Origin of the sequence: Maritimibacter sp. HL-12 (assembly GCF_900177545.1) — a bacterium.
Classification (GTDB): Bacteria; Pseudomonadota; Alphaproteobacteria; order Rhodobacterales; family Rhodobacteraceae; genus Sinisalibacter.
In genome coordinates, this window is sequence record NZ_FXBQ01000001.1 from 2,096,078 (window position 1) to 2,113,871 (window position 17,794).

Annotated in this window: 17 protein-coding genes; 7 read left to right on the forward strand and 10 right to left on the reverse strand. The window is 65.8% G+C overall.

The window, feature by feature from the left end; genetic code table 11:
• Positions 1-3: 3 nt before the first annotated feature.
• Positions 4-366 carry a spore germination protein GerW family protein gene (locus tag B9Y97_RS10560; protein WP_176224346.1) on the reverse strand — a complete coding sequence of 121 codons (363 nt, stop codon included), beginning with the start codon at positions 364-366 and terminating at the stop codon, positions 4-6.
• A 103-nt stretch (positions 367-469) separates the two neighbouring features.
• Complete coding sequence (locus B9Y97_RS10565) at positions 470-1,633, reverse strand: winged helix-turn-helix domain-containing protein (RefSeq protein WP_085526700.1); 1,164 nt, start codon at positions 1,631-1,633, stop codon at positions 470-472.
• A gap of 95 nt (positions 1,634-1,728) precedes the next feature.
• On the opposite strand from B9Y97_RS10565, the gene B9Y97_RS18435 reads away from it, so the two are divergent.
• Together B9Y97_RS18435 and B9Y97_RS10570 are read left to right on the forward strand one after the other, a co-directional pair.
• Positions 1,729-1,869: a hypothetical protein gene (locus B9Y97_RS18435; protein WP_369596651.1), complete on the forward strand. Its 141-nt coding sequence runs from the start codon at positions 1,729-1,731 to the stop codon at positions 1,867-1,869.
• Between the two features lie 6 nt (positions 1,870-1,875).
• On the forward strand, positions 1,876-2,334 hold the full coding sequence (locus B9Y97_RS10570) for a DsbA family protein (RefSeq protein ID WP_369596659.1): 459 nt from the start codon (positions 1,876-1,878) through the stop codon (positions 2,332-2,334).
• Positions 2,335-2,421: 87 nt separating this feature from the next.
• On the opposite strand, the gene B9Y97_RS10575 is transcribed toward B9Y97_RS10570, so the two are convergent.
• The 6 genes from B9Y97_RS10575 to B9Y97_RS10600 all read right to left on the reverse strand — a co-directional run bounded on the left by B9Y97_RS10575 (position 2,422) and on the right by B9Y97_RS10600 (position 9,977).
• Complete coding sequence (locus tag B9Y97_RS10575) at positions 2,422-3,873, reverse strand: aldehyde dehydrogenase family protein (RefSeq protein ID WP_085526701.1); 1,452 nt, start codon at positions 3,871-3,873, stop codon at positions 2,422-2,424.
• Positions 3,866-5,458 carry an ABC transporter ATP-binding protein gene (locus tag B9Y97_RS10580; protein ID WP_085526702.1) on the reverse strand — a complete coding sequence of 531 codons (1,593 nt, stop codon included), beginning with the start codon at positions 5,456-5,458 and terminating at the stop codon, positions 3,866-3,868. Before B9Y97_RS10580 ends, B9Y97_RS10575 begins: the two co-directional genes overlap by 8 nt.
• The gene (locus B9Y97_RS10585) at positions 5,455-6,276 is read right to left on the reverse strand and encodes an ABC transporter permease (protein WP_085526703.1); all 822 of its coding nucleotides are present in this window, start codon (positions 6,274-6,276) and stop codon (positions 5,455-5,457) included. Before B9Y97_RS10585 ends, B9Y97_RS10580 begins: the two co-directional genes overlap by 4 nt.
• A complete protein-coding gene (locus B9Y97_RS10590; protein WP_085526704.1) occupies positions 6,273-7,220 on the reverse strand; it encodes an ABC transporter permease in 948 nt (315 codons plus the stop codon). Before B9Y97_RS10590 ends, B9Y97_RS10585 begins: the two co-directional genes overlap by 4 nt.
• Positions 7,221-7,358: 138 nt before the next feature.
• Positions 7,359-8,822: an ABC transporter substrate-binding protein gene (locus B9Y97_RS10595; protein WP_085526705.1), complete on the reverse strand. Its 1,464-nt coding sequence runs from the start codon at positions 8,820-8,822 to the stop codon at positions 7,359-7,361.
• Positions 8,823-8,945: 123 nt separating this feature from the next.
• A complete protein-coding gene (locus tag B9Y97_RS10600; RefSeq protein WP_085526706.1) occupies positions 8,946-9,977 on the reverse strand; it encodes a LacI family DNA-binding transcriptional regulator in 1,032 nt (343 codons plus the stop codon).
• A 112-nt stretch (positions 9,978-10,089) separates the two neighbouring features.
• On the opposite strand from B9Y97_RS10600, the gene B9Y97_RS10605 reads away from it, so the two are divergent.
• The 4 genes from B9Y97_RS10605 (at position 10,090) to B9Y97_RS10620 (ending at position 14,522) form a co-directional block, all read left to right on the forward strand.
• On the forward strand, positions 10,090-11,190 hold the full coding sequence (locus B9Y97_RS10605) for a carbohydrate ABC transporter permease (RefSeq protein ID WP_085526707.1): 1,101 nt from the start codon (positions 10,090-10,092) through the stop codon (positions 11,188-11,190).
• Positions 11,187-12,023, forward strand: a complete 837-nt coding sequence (locus B9Y97_RS10610; RefSeq protein ID WP_085526708.1) for a carbohydrate ABC transporter permease — start codon at positions 11,187-11,189, stop codon at positions 12,021-12,023. The genes B9Y97_RS10605 and B9Y97_RS10610 overlap by 4 nt, the downstream gene beginning before the upstream one ends.
• 43 nt (positions 12,024-12,066) lie before the next feature.
• The gene (locus B9Y97_RS10615) at positions 12,067-13,347 is read left to right on the forward strand and encodes an extracellular solute-binding protein (protein WP_085526709.1); all 1,281 of its coding nucleotides are present in this window, start codon (positions 12,067-12,069) and stop codon (positions 13,345-13,347) included.
• Between the two features lie 62 nt (positions 13,348-13,409).
• Complete coding sequence (locus B9Y97_RS10620; protein WP_085526710.1) at positions 13,410-14,522, forward strand: cellulase family glycosylhydrolase; 1,113 nt, start codon at positions 13,410-13,412, stop codon at positions 14,520-14,522.
• A gap of 22 nt (positions 14,523-14,544) precedes the next feature.
• Here B9Y97_RS10620 and B9Y97_RS10625 read toward each other — a convergent pair whose 3' ends face one another.
• Entirely contained in the window at positions 14,545-15,609 is a 1,065-nt protein-coding gene (locus B9Y97_RS10625) for an ABC transporter ATP-binding protein (RefSeq protein ID WP_085526711.1), read from the reverse strand.
• Positions 15,610-15,626: 17 nt separating this feature from the next.
• Positions 15,627-16,403, reverse strand: coding sequence for an IclR family transcriptional regulator (locus B9Y97_RS10630; protein ID WP_085526712.1), 777 nt, complete (start codon positions 16,401-16,403; stop codon positions 15,627-15,629).
• Between the two features lie 150 nt (positions 16,404-16,553).
• On the opposite strand from B9Y97_RS10630, the gene B9Y97_RS10635 reads away from it, so the two are divergent.
• Complete coding sequence (locus B9Y97_RS10635; protein ID WP_139828276.1) at positions 16,554-17,792, forward strand: ABC transporter substrate-binding protein; 1,239 nt, start codon at positions 16,554-16,556, stop codon at positions 17,790-17,792.
• Positions 17,793-17,794 lie beyond the last annotated feature (2 nt).

The following is a 17,794-nucleotide window of genomic DNA, read 5'->3' on the forward strand; positions in this document are numbered from 1 at the left end:
GGTTTACGACTTGCTGCCCTCCGACCGCGTCGCGGCATTCGCGGCCTTGTCGATGGCTTTCGAGGCCGCCTCGCCCAGCATGCCGATCATCTCCGACGCGGCACCGTGGACGCCCTCGACCCGGGCCCCCTCGGCGTCGATGATGATCGCGCCCAGCGGCTTGATGCCACCACCGGCGCCGGTGCCGCCCGAGGTGCCCGACTTGCCGCCGGTGTTGCCACCGGCACCGAAGCCGAAGCCGTAGCTCACGATCGGGTAGACCACGGCCCCATCCTTTTCGATCGGCTCCGCCAGCACGTTCTTTGCGTTCAGGAGCTTGTCGAGTTCTTCCACCGTGCTTTTCAACAGGCGTTCAACGTCTTCCATAGAAAACTCCATTGTTTGCGGATTCCCGTTCCGCGCGCGCAGCATACCGTCCCGCGTCCGGCATGCCTTGATCTGGAACCGGAGGGTGCCGGATCGGCCGAGTTCAGCCGCCCTCGGGCCGGGCGCAAGCCCAGCAGACCCGTTCGAGCGCCGCGAACCGGCGGAAGCGGTCGAGTTCCGCCTCGATCCGCGCTGTCCGCGCCTTCGACCGGCGCAGCCGCGGTTCCGGCCAATAGCCGGTGACGGTGAGCGTGCCGGCAGCGCGGTCGGCCCGCAGCTCGATCCGGCCAATGAATTGCACCCCTTCGAGCAGCGGGTAGACGTAGTAGCCGAAAATCCGGTCCGCCTTGGGCACGAACATCTCGTTCCGATAGGAGAACCCGAACAATCGCGCGATCCGGTCGCGGTCGCGCACCATCGGGTCGAACGGGTTGATCAGACGCACGCGTTGGCCGGGATCGGCGGCGGCGGCGAGGCGGGTCTCGATGTCGGGGTGGGCGAGGGCCTTGTAGCATGTGCCGGAAACGGTTTCGATCTCGACCGGGACAAGGTCGGCCGCGCCGACCCAGGCCTTCACCTCCGCGGGCGTCGTGGCGGCCCAGAACTTGTAAATCTCCGAAGCTGTGGCCACCCCGAGCGCGTCGATCGCGCGGGCGTGGAGCCGGTCGATCTGCACCGCCTCCGCCTTGCCGTGGTCGATCCCGCCGGGAAAGACCCGTTCGCCAAGATCGTAGAACTTGATGAAGCGCTCGCGGTGCGCGGTGCCGAGGGCACCGGCATACCACATCTGGTCGAGCGCCTTCTTGTGCGGCGGGCGGGCCCACATCTCCTTCGGCCCGTCGTGCTTCGTGTCGAAAGCGTGGGTCGAGAGCGGCCCCTCGGCGGCGATGCGGTCGTGGATCGCGCGGATCTCGGCCTGGCCCAGCCCGGACTGGAACCAGGCTGACCTTGCGGTGCGGGCACCGAGGACTTCAAACCGGCGCGTCCAGTAAGGCAGCACCTCGACCGGGATCAGCGCGGCGTCATGGGTGAAATGCTCGTAGAGCGCGCGGGAGCGAAGCAGGCGCCAGACGCCTTCTTCGCGGTAGGTCGGCACCCGGGTCCACAAGATATGGTCCTGCGCGCGCGCGACGTTGCGGATCGTGTCGATCTGGAGAAAGCCGAGCGCCCGTATCACCTCAAGCGGATCGCGCAGAGATGTGCCAATCAGGTTCTGGGCGAGCCAGAGCCTGCGGGCGTCTTGGTTGGATATCCTCAAGGGCGTCATCGCGCGACGGTGCCACCGGGGGGCGCTGCCGGCAAGAGGCCGCCGGTTTGACAGACCGGCCCCGAACCCGTGAATATGGTTCGGGGGGGATCGACATGCGACACATTGATTTCTGGTTCTCGATCGGCAGCACTTACACCTATCTCACCGTGATGCGGCTCGATTCGGTGGCCGAGGCAACCGGCGCGCGGTTCAACTGGCGGCCATTCAACGTGCGTGAAATGATGGTCGCGTAGAACAACATTCCGTTCGCCAAGAAGCCTGCGAAGGCGGCCTACATGTGGCGCGACATCGCGCGCCGGGCGGAGGCGTACGGGCTCACCCCGATGCTGCCTGCGCCCTATCCGCTGGACAACCTCGCGCTCGCCAACCAGGTGGCCCTGGTGGGAATGCGGGAGGGCTGGGGCAAGGCCTACGTCATCGAAACCTACCGAAGCTGGTTCGAACAGGGCGAGCCGGCTGGAAGCGAGCCGAACCTTTCCCAGAGTCTCGCCGCCGTCGGGCAGGATCCGGACCGGGTGATCGCGCAGGCCGAGAGCGACGAGGGGATTGCCGCGCTGGCTGCCGAGACCGCCGAGGCGGTGCGCCTCGGGCTGTTCGGGGTGCCGGCCTTCGTGGTCGAGGGTGAGCTGTTCTGGGGCGACGACCGGCTCGACGACGCGATCTCGTGGGCGCGCGAGGGTCGGGTGATATTGTCCTGATATGTCAGCAGGTTGCGCCTGCTTCGCCGATGCGGGAGCGCGCTGCCACCGCATCCTCGGGAGGAGGCCGACGGTGCAGGACAGCGGTCAGTCGTGTTTGGCGGCCACCGTCTTGAGGCTGGAAAAGCCGTAGAGCGCCTCGAACCCTTTCTCCCGTCCATGGCCAGAGAGGCCAGTGCCGCCGAAAGGCAGTTCGACGCCGCCGCCGGCACCGTAATTGTTGATGAACACCTGGCCCGCGCGGATCTGTTTCGCCAGCCGCATCTGGCGCGCGCCGTTCTCGCTCCAGACGCTGGCGACGAGCCCGTAGCCGGTGCCGTTGGCGATCGCGACGGCCTCTTCCTCGGTGTCGAACGGGATGGCGACCTGAACCGGGCCGAAGATCTCTTCCCGGGCCAGAACATGTGTCGGCGAAACGTCGGCAAAAAGTATGGCAGGCAGGTAGTGCCCGCCTTCGGGGGCGTCGTCGATCACGCTGCCTTGCCCCGCGATGCGCAGATCGGCACCGTGGGCGATGTAGCCCTCGACGATCTTCTTCTGGCCCGCCGAGATCAGCGGGCCGAGGTTCGCGTCCATCGTGGCCGGGGCCGAGATCATGCCGTTGTAGCTGTCGGCCATGCGCGCCACGAGCGTGTCGTAAACGCCGCGCTGGATCAGCACACGGGAGGCCGCCGAGCAGGTTTGCCCGGCGTTCTGAATGCAGGCGCCGACGAGGAAGGGTAACGCCGCGTCGAGATCGGCGTCGTCAAACACGATCTGCGGGCTCTTGCCGCCCAGTTCCAGCGTGACCGGCACGAGGTTGTCGGCGGCGGACTTCTGCACCAGCTTGCCCACGGCCACCGAGCCGGTGAAGGAGATGTGGTTCACACCGGGGTGCGCGGTGAGCGCGGCCCCCGCTTCCTCGCCGAGCCCCGGCACCACGTTCAGCACGCCGGGCGGCAACCCCGCCTCCTCGGCCAGCGCGGCGAAGGCGAGCGCGGTAAGGCAGGCTTCCTCGGCCGGTTTCAGCACGCAGGCGTTGCCCATCGCCAGCGCTGCGCCCACCGAGCGGCCGATGATCTGCATCGGGTAGTTCCACGGGATGATATGGCCGGTGACGCCATGGGGTTCGCGCAAGGTATAGACGGTGTAGCCCGCGAGATAAGGGATGGTCTCGCCCATCACCTTGTCGGCGGCACCGGCGTAGAATTCCATGTAGCGCGCGAGCGCGATGGCGTCGTTTCTCGCCTGCGTCAGCGGCTTGCCCACGTCGGTGGCCTCGATCAACGCGAGATCGTCCACCCGGGCCTGAACGAACTGGCCGATGCGGGCGAGGATGCGGCCGCGCTCCAGCGCCGTCATCCGCCCCCAGTCGCCGTCGAGCGCGTTCCGGGCGGCGGTTACCGCCGCGTCGATATCGGCTGCCGTGCCGCGCGCGATGGTGCCGATGGCCGCGCCGGTCGAGGGGTTTTCGAGCGTCAGTTGGCCGCCGCCCTCGGGCGCACGCCAGCGGCCTGCGATGAAAACCTGTGTCGGGTCGAACCAGAGCGTTTCAAGCATGCTGCTCTCCTTGCCAATCGGCGGGAATGGTGGGCGTGGCCGCGATCAGGGCCTTGGTGTAGTCATGCGAAGGCGCTGCAAACACCGTCTCGGTCGGGCCTTCCTCCACGATCTCGCCGCTCTTCATCACCATGACCCGGTCGGTCACGCTGCGCACCACCGAAAGATCGTGGCTGATGAAAAGATAGGCCAGCCCGTGCGCCTCCTGCAGCCGGGCGAGCAGATCGAGGATCTGGGCGCGCACCCGCACGTCGAGCGCCGAAACCGCCTCGTCAAGCACGATCAGCTCTGGGTTGGTGATCAGCGCCCGGGCAATGGCGATACGCTGGCGCTGGCCGCCGGAAAACTCGTGGATATAGCGATCCATCGCGCCCGGCTCGATGCCGACATCGTCAAGCGCACGCGCCACCCGGTCGCGCATGTCGGCGGGCCGCCCGTCGCTGAGGTGGAAGGGTTCGGCCACCAGCCGCTCGACGCGCCAGCGCGGGTTGAACGAGCCGTAGGGATCCTGGAAAACCACCTGCATGCGACGGCGTATGGAAGCATCGAGATGCGGCCCGGCATGGATCTCCTGCCCGCCAAGACGGATCGCGCCGCCTTGCAGGGGATCGAGTCCGAGGATCGCGCGGGTGAGGGTGGATTTGCCGCAGCCCGATTCGCCCACCAGCCCGAGGCTCTCGCCGCGATGCAGGGTGAAGCTGACCCCGTTCACCGCCCTGAAACGCCCGGGCTTGCCGAACAGGCCGATGCGTGCGGTGGCATAGTCGCGCACCGCGCGGTCAACACAAAGCAGGGCGGTATCCTCGGCCTGCGGCATCCGGGCGGGTTGGTGTGACGAGGCTGCAAAGAGCTTGCGGGTGTATGGATGCGCCATGGTGCGGAACAGGGTTTCCGTCGGCCCCTGTTCGACGATCCGCCCGGCCTGCATCACCGCGACATGGTCGGCCATGCCCGACACCACGGCGAGATCATGGGTGATCAGCAGAAGGCTCATGCCTTCCTCCGCCACCAGCCCTTGCAGGAGATCGAGGATCTGGGCCTGGGTGGTGACGTCGAGCGCGGTCGTGGGTTCGTCGGCGATCAGCAACTCGGGGTTCAGCGCGACCGCCATGGCGATGCAAACCCTCTGGCGCTGGCCGCCGGAAAGCTCGTGTGGATAGCGGTTGAGCGGGAAGCGGTCGGCCGGGAGCCCGACGCGGGCAAGGCGCTGGCGGGCGATCTCCATCGCCTCGCGCCTGGTGGTCCGACGATGGATCATCAGCGTTTCGGCAACCTGGTCACCGATGGTTTTCAGCGGATTGAGCGCGGTCATCGGTTCCTGGAAGATCATGCCGACGCGGTTGCCGCGCAGGGCGCACATCTCGCGTTCCGGCTTTGCCAGCACGTCGCCCTCGTCGAGCCATGCGTGGCCGGAGGCGGTGCTGCCATGCGGCAGGAGCCCCATCATGGCGAGCGCGGTGATCGACTTGCCCGAGCCCGACTCGCCCACCAGCCCGGTGACCTTGCCGGGCGCGATATCGAGCGAGACCGCGCTCAGGATCTCCGCGCCGTGGATCGTGACCGAGAGGTTTTCGAGCCGGATCATCCGCGCGCCCTCCGCACCCGCGGGTCGAGCAGGTCGCGCAGGCCGTCGCCCATCAGGTTCAGCCCGAGCACCATGGCGACGATGGCAAGCCCCGGCAGGATGGCGAGCGCCGGGTTGGTGTAGATCATCGTCTGGGCCTCGGCGAGCATCCGGCCCCAGCTTGGCGTGGGCGGCTGCGCACCAAGGCCGACGTAGGACAACGCCGCCTCGGCAAGAATGCCCAGGGAAAACTGGATCGTGCCCTGCACGATCAGGAGGTTGGTGATGTTGGGCAGGATATGTTCGACCGATATGCGCAGGCGTCCCTTGCCCGCCACCCGCGCGGCAAGGACGTAATCGAGCGTCCAGAGGCTGAGCGCGCTGCCACGGGTGACACGGGCGAAAACGGGGACGTTGAAGATGCCAATGGCGAGGATCGCGTTCAGCGCGCTGGGCCCGAACACCGCGGTGATCAGGATCGCGATCACCAGCGAGGGGAAGGCGAAGATCAGGTCGTTGCCGCGCATCACCACCTCGTCGAGCAGCGAGCCGCGGTTGGCGGCGGCAAGCAGGCCGAGCGGCACGCCGAGGCCAACGCCGATGCCCACCGCCACCAGCGCCACCGCGATCGAGGTGCGCGCGCCGACCATCAGCATCGACAGGATATCGCGGCCGAAATGGTCGGTGCCGAGCGGGTAGGTTGCGCTCATCGGTTTCAGCTTGTCGGCGATGTTGAGCGCGGTCACGTCATGCGGGGTCCAGGCGAAGCTCAGGAGCGCCGCGAGCAGGAACACCGCGCTCAGACCGGCCCCGATCCAGAGTTGTGCACCCGGCCTCATGTGCGCCGCCTCAAACGGGGATCGACCGCGGCATAAGCGAGATCGACGAGGAAGGTGACGACGATCACCGCGAAGACCAGCAGCATCACGAGGCTTTCGACCACGATCAGGTCGCGCTGGGTGATGGCCTGAAACACCAGCCGCCCGAGGCCGGGCAGGAAGAACACGTTCTCGATGATGATGGCCCCCGCCAGCAGAAAGGAAAACTGCAGCCCGATGATGGTGAGCACCGGGATCAGCGCGTTCCTGAGCGCGTGGCGCAGAACCGCTTGCCGTCGGCTCAACCCTTTGGCGCGGGCAGTTCGGATGTAATCCTGCCCCAGCGTTTCGATCAGGGCCGAGCGCATCACCCGGGCGAGGATCGAGGCCTGTGGCAGCGCCAGCGCAACGGCGGGCAGCGTGAGCGCCTTCAGCCCGGGCAGAAGCCCGCCTTGCCAGCCGGGAAAGCCGCCGGCCGAAAACCAGCGCAGGTTCACCGCGAAAACCAGTACCAGCAGCATGGCGAACCAGAAGTTCGGCACCGCGATGCCAAGCTGGGTGGTGCCCATGATGCCGTAATCCGTCACACCCCCCCGCCGTGCCGCCGCCAGAAGCCCGACCGGGAAGGCGATCAACGTCGACAGCGCCAGTGCGTAGAGTGCCAGCGGCAGGGAAATCCAGAGCCGCTGCGCAACCAGATCGGCCACCGGCACCTTGTAGGTATAGGATACGCCGAAATCGCCGGTGAGCATGCCGCCCGCCCATGACAGGTAGCGCGACACCAGTGTGCCGTTCAGCCCCAGTTGCTCGCGCAGGGCGGCCACCGCGTCGGGGGTTGCGTTCATGCCCAGCATGTAGGCCGCCGGATCACCCGGGATCACCTCGATCACCGCGAAGATCACCACCGAGGCGACCAGAAGGCTCAGGCCGAGCGACACTGCGCGGGAGAGGGCGTAACGCAACATGGCGCCAGACTAGGCGCGCGGGCAGGGGTGGGAAAGACGCAAAACGCGGTCGCTTTCAGACAGCTCCGGCGTCGCGGCCTTGCCGCGCAAGAATGAGGGGCGCCGGGTTTCCCGGGCGCCCCCCCAAATGCACGCGGATCACTCGGTCCAGCGCACGGCGGTGAGGTCGTTGGCCTGGGTCGGCGCGTTCTCCCACAGCCCCTCGATCCTGGCATCCGCCACGCCGGTCTTGGCAAGTTGGAACAAATAGGCGTTCACGTAATCCTCGGCGATCATCTTCTGCGCGGCCTTGTTGAGCTCCGAACGCCGGTCCGGGTCGGCAGTCACCCCAAGCTCGGCGATCACCTCCTGGAATTCCGGGTTGTCGTACTGGAAGTAGTAATCCGGCCGGGCGTAGATGTTGATGTCGGCGGGCTCGGTGTGGCTCACGATGGTGAGATCGAAATCCTTGCCGGTGAACACCTGTTCGAGCCATTGCGCCCATTCGAGGTTGGTGATCTCCGTCTCGATCCCCACCTCGCGCAGTTGCGCCGCGATGATCTCGCCGCCGCGCCGGGCGTAGGTCGGCGGCGGCAACATCAGCCGCAAGGGCCGCACCTCGCCGACTTCGGCAACGAGCGCCTTGGCCACCTCCGGGTCATGGCCGGAAAGCCCGGTGAGGTCGACGTAGTCGGGGTTGTGCGGGGCGAAATGGCTGCCGATCGGGGTGCCGAAGCCGAACATCGCGCCGTCGATGATGTCCTGCCGGTTGATCGCGTGGGAAATCGCCTTGCGCAGGCGGATATCGTCGAGCGGTGGCTCGACGTTGTTCATCGCGAGAATGGTTTCGCCCTCGGTCGAGCCGACGATCACCTTGAAGCGGGAATCGGCCTGGAACTGCGCCAGCGTCTCGGGTGCCGGGAAGTTCGGGAAGGCGTCGACATCGCCCGCCATCATCGCGGCGAAGGCGGCGTTGGGATCGGAGATGAACTTGAACGTGGCCTCGGCCAGCGCCGGGGCTTCGCCCCAGTAATCGGGGAAACGGGTGAGGGTGACGCGATCGCCCTGCACCCATTCGGAGAAGCTGAAAGGCCCGGTGCCCACCGGCTCGGTGGCGGCGGTCTCGATGCTCTCGGGCGCGACGATCACGGCGTCGCCCCAGGCCATGTTGAACGGAAAATTGCCGTTGGGCTCGGCGAGGGTCACACGCACGGTGAGCGGATCGACGGCCTCGACACTCTCGATCCCGGCAAACAGCGCCTTCTGGGCATTGGTCGAGTCTTCCGCCCGGGCGCGGTCGAGCGAGAACACCACGTCGTCGGCCTCCATCGCCGTGCCATCGTGGAAGGTGACCCCTTCGTTGAGGTTGAAGGTATAGACGGTGCCATCTTCGCTCACGTCCCAGCTATGGGCGAGCGCGGGCTGCACCGCGCCATCGGGGCCGAAGCGGGTGAGGCCCTCGAAGACGTTGGCATAGACCACCTCGTCGATCGCGGCGGCAGCGCCGCCGGTCGGATCGAGGTTTGGCGGTTCGAGCACCATGCCGAGCGTGATCGTATCCTGCTGGGCATGGGCGATGCCCGCGGTGAGCGCGAGCACGGCGGCGAGGGTGAGCTGTTTCATGGGCGTCCTTCCTGTCGGTCCTTCGTGGGCCTGTGCCGCATTCAAGCGCGGGGGCGGCCATCTGTGCAAGAGATTTCACCATGCTCCGGGCAGGCTCGGGCCTTGATCGCGCCGGGCGCGACGTCAGGAAACCGTCGTCGTCCGGTGCGAGTCGCGCAGCACCAGGGGGCATTCGAGGCGCACCTGTTCGGCGGCCGGATCCTCGCTGCCAAGGATCATCCTCGCGGCCCAATGGCCCATTTCGCGGTGCGGCAGGAGCACCGTCGAGAGCGCCGGGGCGAGGTGCTGGGCGATTTCCTGATCGTCATAGCCCATCACCGCGATCTCGGTGCCAACGCCGACACCCCTTTCCTTCAGGGCCTCGTAGCAGCCCACGGCCATGAGATCGTTGGCGCAGAAGATCGCGTCGGGCCGGGCCCCCTCGTCGAGGAGCCGCAAGGTGGCATTGCGCCCGCCCGAAGGCAGGAAATTGCCCTCGACCACCAGCGACGGGTCGACCGGAATGCCCGCCGCGCGCAGGGCGCGTTCGTAACCTTCCATGCGCTGGTCGGAGGCTTCCATCCAGGGCTCGCCGGAGATGAAGGCGATACGCCGGTGCCCGGCCGCGATCAGGGCCTGGGTGGCAACTTCGCCGCCGCGCCGTTCGGCCGGCACCACCGAAGGCAACCGCGCTTTCTCCTCGTGGCAGTTGAGCAGCACGGCCTTGTGGCCGGCGAGCGCGTCGGGCGGTGAAACCATGTGCGTCAGGATCGACCCGTAGATCACCCCGCGCACCCGGTCGGTGGCCCATTTGCGCAGGATCGCCGCCTCGTAGGTACGGTCGCCGCCCGTCATCACCACCTCTACCAGAACGTCGTTTTTCCAGGCCGCTTCCTGCACACCTTCGATCGAGATCGCGGCGAAGGGGCTGGTGGCAACCTCGTCGAGCATCAGCCCGATCACCTCGTGGCCCGCATGCTTCGGCGGGCGTCCGGCGGCGCGGCGGCGATAGCCGAGCTCTTCCGCCGCGGCGATCACCCGGCGGCGGGTTTCGGCCCCGATGCGCATGTCGTCGAGCCCGTTGAGCACGAAGGAAACGGTGGACTGCGACACGCCTGCGCGCAGCGCCACGTCTTTCATGGTGACGCGTCCCTGTTTCGGGGTGCTTTCTCTCATGCCGTGAAAAACTCTTGTTGCATGCCGCTAATAAATATTGCTAATAATTTTAGCACAAGCGGATTCGCGATGGCGATTCCGCGAGGGCGGGCAGGGCCCGTGGGGAGGAGACATGGCTCGTGACAGGATAGCCGGCAGGCGTCGGCTCACCCAGAAACAGGCGGCGGCGCTGCTTCTTCTGCCGTTTTTCGCGGTTTACGCGATGTTTCTTGTCTACCCGTTCCTGCGCGGTATCTGGATCAGCCTGCACGACTGGAACCTGCTCGCCGTCGCCTTCAACCCCGACGCAAAGGAATTCATCGGTTTCGAGAACTACCAGCGCGTGATGTGGGGGCAGAACATCGAATGGAGCGCATGGGCCAGCCCGGCCCTTCAGGTTGTCGGGCTCGCCGGTGCGGGCCTCGCCGCCTTCCTTCGCCGGACGGACCGGATGAGCCGGGCCACGGCCATCGCCCTCGGGCTGGCCTCGGTTCTGCTCTTTGTCCTCCCCGGTTTCCATCCCGGCGAAGGCGGGCGGTGGTATGACCGCCGGTTCTGGCCCACGGTTGGCAACACGCTGGTGTTCGTCGGGCTGACGGTGCCGGGGGTGACGCTCACCGCACTGGTGATCGCCGCCGCGATCAACCGCGAAACCCGTGCCATGGCGGTGCTGCGCACGTTGTTCTTCCTCAGCCAGGTGCTGTCGGTCACGGTGGTGACGCTGATCTGGCAGATCATGTTCTCGCCGCGCCAGGGCTTGATCGCCAATATCACCGAGGTGTTCGGGGGCACGCCCATCGTCTGGCTCACCGATCAGCAATTTGCCATGGCGGCGATCGTGATCACCACGATCTGGTGGTCGCTCGGCATCGCGATGATCCTGTTCCTCGCCGGGCTTCAGGACATTTCGGCCGATCTCTACGAGGCCGGCGCGCTCGACAACGCCACCGGCGTGCGCGCCTTCCGGCATATCACGCTGCCCAACCTCAAGCGGACCATCACGTTGGTGATCGTGCTGCAGATCATCCTGCATTTCCAGGTTTTCGGTCAGTCGCACCTGATGACGCAAGGCGGCCCGAACGACACCACGCAGGTGCTCGTGCGCTACATCTACCAGACCGGCTTTCGCGACAGCGAACTGGGCCGGGCCTCGGCGATGGCGGTGTTCCTGTTCGTGATCATGAGCGGGTTCTCGGTGCTGCAGTTCGTGGTCGGGCGGGAGGACGACAGATGAACACACGCGGATACTACTGGCTTGTCGTCGCGCTTTCGGTTCCGGCCTTCCTCTGGCTGGTGCCGACGCTCTGGATGGTGTCGCTCTCGTTCCAGCCCAACGAGGTGCTGGCGCGCACCACCTCGACAACGGCGCTCGGGCTCCTGCCGATCCCCTTTACCGCCGAGAACTACGGTGCGCTGTTCACTTTCGGCCAGACGCCGTGGTGGTTTCTCAACTCGGTGATCGTCGCGCTGGGCATGACGCTGGGGGTGCTGCTGGTGTCGACCACGGCGGGATACGCGCTCGCCCGGCTCGACTTCCCCTTCAAGCGCGCGCTGATCCTGGCCGCGCTCGCCGGGCTTATGGTGCCCGAACAGGCCGTTTTCATCCCGCTCTACACGATGTTTGCCGACTTCGGATGGCACAATTCCTACCACGCGCTGATCCTGCCGCGTATGGCGGTGCCGATCGGTGTTTTCCTGATGATGCAGTTCTTCAAGGCGATCCCCGACGACATCGAGGAAGCGGCCAGGCTGGAGGGCGTGGGCTGGTTGCAGATCTTCTGGTACGTGATGCTGCCGCTCGCGCGGCCGGCGATGATGACGCTGGCGATCCTGACCTTCCTCTACGCCTGGAACGACTACCTCTGGCCGCTGGTCTCGGCCCAGAAACGCGAGTTTTTCACCATCACCCTCGGGCTCGCCTCGATCCAATCCAACTTTGCGCAATCGGAAGGGCTGGGCCGCGTCATGGCCTCGGGCGTGATCGCCTCGCTTCCGGTCGTGCTCCTGTTCCTGATCTTCCAGCGTTACGTGGTGCAAGCCATGACCGTGGGTGGAAGCAAGGGATGAACCGGGGCGGTGCCCCAATCGGAAACCTGACGGGAGGAAAACCATGAAACAGATACTGATCGGAGCGGCATTCGCGGCGGGGTTCGCCGTGCCCGGGGTGGCGCAGGAGGTCACCCTCGGGCGGTTCTTCGGCGCATGTGAAGACGCGGGCACCGACACCAAGGCCAGCGTTGGCGAGGCCTGCATCATCCAGTCGATCATCAACGCCGCGAGCGCCGGGATTGACGGCGTGACGGTTGAAACCCTGCCCACCGACTGGGGCAACTACTACGACCAGATCAAGGCGGCCTACGCGGGCGGCACACCGCCCGACGTGCATGTGATGCACCGCCACCGGGTGCCCGAGTTCGCCGGCCTCGGCGCGCTCGCGGAGCTTTCCGATGATCTCGCAGCCGCCGGGATCGACCCCGACGACTGGGCCCCGGCCGCGCGCGATGCGGTCAGCTTCGACGGAGGCATCTATGGTGTGCCAATGGATTTTCACGCCAACCTCTGGCACGTCAACATGGATCTGATGGCCGAGGCCGGGCTGGTCGAGGACGGCAAGCCGGTGCTGCCCTCGTCGCCCGAGGAATTGCTTAAACACGCGCAGATGGTGAAGGAGGCGACCGGGCAGGATTACCTCGCCGCCGATTTCGCGCAGTTCCCGATCGGGGTACGCCTCGTGCTGGCGCTGATGTGGCAGCAGGGTGCCAATATCTTCGACGGCGATACCGCCACGATCAACGACGCCGCCGCGCTGAACGCGGTCACCGCGATCACCCAGTTGTTCGACGCCGATCTGGCCGATCCGCAGTTGAACTACGCCGACAGCCAACAGGCGTTTCTCAACGGCGAAGCGGCGGTGCTGGTGAACGGCACATGGGTGGTCGATCTCTATGACGCCGAAGCCGCGAAGGCCGAGACCGGGTTGAACGACTACTACGCCGCCGACTTCCCGACCCTGTTCGACCAGGGGGCAACCTGGGCCGACAGCCACATGTGGGCGATCCCGGCCTCGCTGAAGGCGAACGATCCCGAAACCTTCGGCGCGGCGCTCAAGGTTCTGGCCTTCATCAACGATCACAACATCGACTGGGCCCGCACCGGGCACATGGCGGTGCGCACCTCGGTTCTCGAAAGCGCCGACTACGCCGCGCTGCCGCACCGAGACGAATATGCCACGACCGCGTCGATTGCCCGCGATACGCCGCCCTCGGAGCGCTACGGCGCGATCCAGGACGTGCTGAACCGCGAGTTGCAGGCGATCTGGCTCACCGACAAGCCGGTCGAGACCGCGCTCGCCGATGCCGAAGCGGAAGTGCAGGACCTGCTCGACCGCTGAGACCCTCACGCCCCGGACCGGCACGGCGCCGGGCCGGGGCACGTTCCTCCAAGAGATATTCGATGCCTGAACACGCTCGCGACACGAGATGGAGCGCCGCGCGCGCATGGGCCTGGTGGGAAGCTCGCGACTGGGTGTGCGGGGTGAACTTCCTGCCGTCTAGCGCCACCAACTTCCTGGAAATGTGGCGGGCGGAAACCTTCGACCGGGAAACCATCGCCCGTGAACTCGGATGGGCCGCCGACATCGGCTTCAACGCGGTGCGGGTGAACACCCATTTTCTTGTCTGGCAGCACGACCGCGACGGCTTGATTGCCCGCATGCGCTGGTTTCTCGAAACCGCTTCGACGCGCGGACTCGACGTGGTGCTCGTGCCCTTCGATGATTGCGGGTTCGGCGGGGCCGAGCCGGTCTGGGGAGACCAACCCGCGCCGGTGCCCGGCCTGCACAATTCCCGCGCGGTGGCCAGTCCGGGGCGGGCGGCGGTGATGGACCACGCGCTGTGGCCCGGTTTTGAAGCCTACCTGCGCGATCTCGTCGCCAGCTTCGGCAAGGATCAACGAGTGTTGTTCTGGGATCTCTACAACGAGCCGGGAAACCGGATGATCTTCACCCCCGCGGGATTCGAGGAATACGATGCCGGGTTAGCCGAACACAGCCGCGCGCTGATGCGCGCCGCCTTCGGCTGGGCCCGGGCCGAGGCCCCGACGCAGCCGCTCACCGTGGGTGCATGGCAGACGCCGCCGGTTGGCTCCAAGGCACGGCCTTTCGCCGACGAGATCGACCGTCTTGCGCTCGATCTGTCGGATATCGTGACCTTCCACGCCTATTGCGACCGTGCCTGTGCCGACCGCCTGATTGACCAACTCGCCGGGCTGGGTCGTCCGATGTTGATCACCGAATGGCTCGCCCGAGCGGTGGACAGCCGGATCGACGACCAGCTTCCGCTGTTTCACGCGCGTGGCGTGGGCTGCTTCAACTGGGGCTTCGTGCGCGGCCGCACCCAGACTCACCTGCCTTGGCCGAGGACGCTGGTGGAACGTCACGGTCGCCATCCGCGCGAGGGGGTCTGGTTTCACGATCTTCTGCACCCCGACGGCACGCCCTACGATCACGACGAGATCGCGCTGATCGGGAGGCTCACCGGGGCCGGGGGGCGCCGGGCGGCGCGCTGACCTTGCGCGCCGCAGCCCCGGTTCACCGCAACCGCAGCGTTGTCTTGGTATCGAACAGGAACACGTCGTCGATATCGAAATCGACATCGACGGAGGTGCCCTGCTGGATCGGGTCGTCGCCCTTGATCTCGACCACGATGCGCTCTTTTGTCGGGGTTTTCAGATAGTCGTAGGCCACGCCGCCGAGGCGCTCGCGAATATCGACGGTGATCGGCGAGGGAGCTTCGTGGACCCCGAGGGACTGGGGCCGAAGCCCGATGGTTACCTCGCTGCCGACCGCCGGAAGCGCCACCTTCGGTGCGATGTCGCGGTCGCCAAGCCCGGGGATCCGAACCTTGCCGCCGTCGATGACCTGTCCGCGCAGGAAGTTCATGCTTGGCGAGCCGATGAACCCGGCCACGAAGATGTTGTCGGGGTCCTGGTAGAGATCCATCGGGGCACCGACCTGCTCGATCCGCCCGTCGCGCAGCACCACGATCTTGTCGGCCAGCGTCATCGCCTCGACCTGGTCGTGGGTGACGTAGATCATCGTGGTTCCGAGTTCCTTGTGGAGCCGCGAGATTTCAACCCGCATCTCCACCCGCAGTTCGGCGTCGAGGTTGGACAGCGGCTCGTCGAAGAGGAAGACGTCGGGCCCTCGGGTGATTGCCCGGCCGATCGCCACGCGTTGGCGCTGGCCGCCCGAAAGCGCCTTCGGCTTGCGCTTGAGGTAGGGTTCGAGTTGCAGGATCTCGGCGGCGCGGGCCACCTTGCGGCGGGTTTCCTCCTTCGGCACGCCGGTCATCTTCAGACCGAAGCCCATGTTTTCCTCAACCGTCATGTGCGGGTAGAGCGCGTAGGTTTGAAACACCATCGCGACACCGCGTTCCGCCGGATCGGTGCGGGTCACGTCGCGTCCGCCGATGTGGATCGTGCCTTCGGTAGTTTCCTCGAGCCCGGCGATCATCCGCAGCAGGGTGGACTTGCCACAGCCCGAGGGGCCGACGAAAACGCAGAATTCACCATCGTCGATTTCGAGATCGACCCCGTGGATCACCTGCACCTCTCCGTAGCGCTTGATCGCGCGCTCCAACGAAACTCCCGACATGTCTCTCTCCCTTTTGGTCAGGCGGGAAACTGCCAATGCGTGGCGTCTTTCCCGATCTTCTCGGCAGTTTCGAGCAGGTCGGCCCGAAACGCTTCCAGCTCTTCCAGTTGATACCGTGTTGTCGACGTGGCGACCGAAATCGCCCCGGTCACGCGTCCGTTGTCATTCAGGATCGGCGCCGCGATCGAAATGATCCCGTGCTCGTGCTCCTGCCGGTCGAAGGCGATGCCGGTCTTGCGGACGTCATCAAGATCGCGCAGAAGGCTGCGCGCCGAGCCATGGGTGGCCTCGGTGTATTTGAAGAAACTTTGCTGTTTCAGCGCCAGTTCCAGCCGTTTCGGGGCAAGGAAGGCCAGCATCGCCTTGCCGACGCCGGTGCAATAGGCCGGCGCAACCTGGCCCACCTGGGCGAGGGTTTCAAAGCGGTCGGTTGCCTTGAGCTTGTCGACGAACAGCACCTGGCCATTGTCGAGCTGGGCGAGATGCACCGATTCGCCCGCCCGGCTTGCGAGCGCCTCGACATGGGTGCGCGCGATCGGGGCAAGCGAGGCGTTTTTCCACGCGGCATGGGCCAGCCGCATCAGGCGGGCCCCGAGCCAGTAGGTTCCGTCGTCGTTGTACGACAACATCTTCTGGCTCGTGAGCGTTTGCAGGAACCGGTAGAGCGTGGCCTTTGGATAGGGCGACAGTTCCAGCAGTTCGGAGAACCGCACCGGCCTGCCGAACTCGGCAACACAGTCGAGCACTTCGAGAGCCTTGCCGACGGTTCCGTCGCCGCGTGCCTGCGTGTTCATCCGGTTTTCTCCTCCCGCGGCGTCGCACCCGATACGAGACAGTTGACTCGGGATAACCAATGCGCGCATAGTTTTCAATAGTTGAGAACAGGTTCCACATAATGAAACCTTTCGTCAACCCGAAAATTGAACCGCAATAGGGAGGACACCATGCGTTCAATGCTCACCCTGTCGATCTCGGCCGCGGCCGTGGTTGCAGCCAGCGCGAGTTTTGCCGATCAGCGCGTCGTGCGTTACTACGCCGACTACGACCCGGCACCGCTGGCCGCGATGGAAGAGATCATCGCCGATTTCGAGGCTGCGAACCCCGATATCGACATCCAGCTCCAGAACTTCGATCACGAAGGCTACAAGACCGCGATCCGCAACTTCCTGTCTGCCGACGCCCCCGATCTGGCGAACTGGTACGCAGGCAACCGGATGGCGCCCTTCGTGAATTCCGGCCAGTTCATGGATGTGTCGGACGTGTGGGAGGAGCACGGCCTGAAAGACAGCCTGGCCTCGGCCTTGCCGTCGATGACCATCGACGACAAGCAGTGGGGCGTGCCCTATACCTATTACCAGTGGGGCATCTACTACAACAAGACCGCCTATGAGCAGGTTGGGGCTTCGGTGCCCGAAACCTGGGACGAGTTCCTCGCCAACTGCGCGCTGTTCAAGGAAGCCGGGATCGACTGCGTGACCACCGGCACCAAGGCGCTGTGGCCCGGAGCCGGGATCTTCGATTACATGAACCTGCGCACCAATGGCTACGAGTTCCACATGGACCTCGCCAACGGCGAGGTCGAATGGACCGATGACCGCGTGCGGGCAACCTTCGCGGAATGGGCCAAGCTCGTGGAGCCCGGCTATGTCACCGAAAACCACGCCGCGCTCGAATGGCAGGACGCCGCCTCGTTGCTCGTGCAGGGCAAGGCCGCGAACTACGTGATGGGCAACTTCGCCGTCGCCGTGTTCAAGGAAGGCGGGATGACCAACGACACGCTTGGCTTCCTTCCGTTCCCGACGATCAACCCGGACGTGCCGCGCGCCGAGGAAGCGCCGACCGATACCGTGCACATTCCGTCGGGTGCGACCAACGTCGAAGACGCCAAGGCCTTCCTCGCCTATCTTGCCGGTGCCGATGCGCAGACCAAGATCAACGCGGCGATGGGCCAGCTTCCGATCAACAAGGACGCCGAGGTGGCGCAGGACGATCCGTTCATCATGGCCGGGTTCGAGCTTCTGTCGACCACGCCGGGCGGGATCGCGCAGTTCTTCGACCGGGACGCCCCGGCCGAGATGGCCAAGGTCGGCATGGAGGGCTTCCAGCAGTTCATGGTGCAGCCTGATCAGCTCGACAACATCCTCGACAGGCTCGAAAAAGCCCGTCAGCGGATCTATCAGTAAGC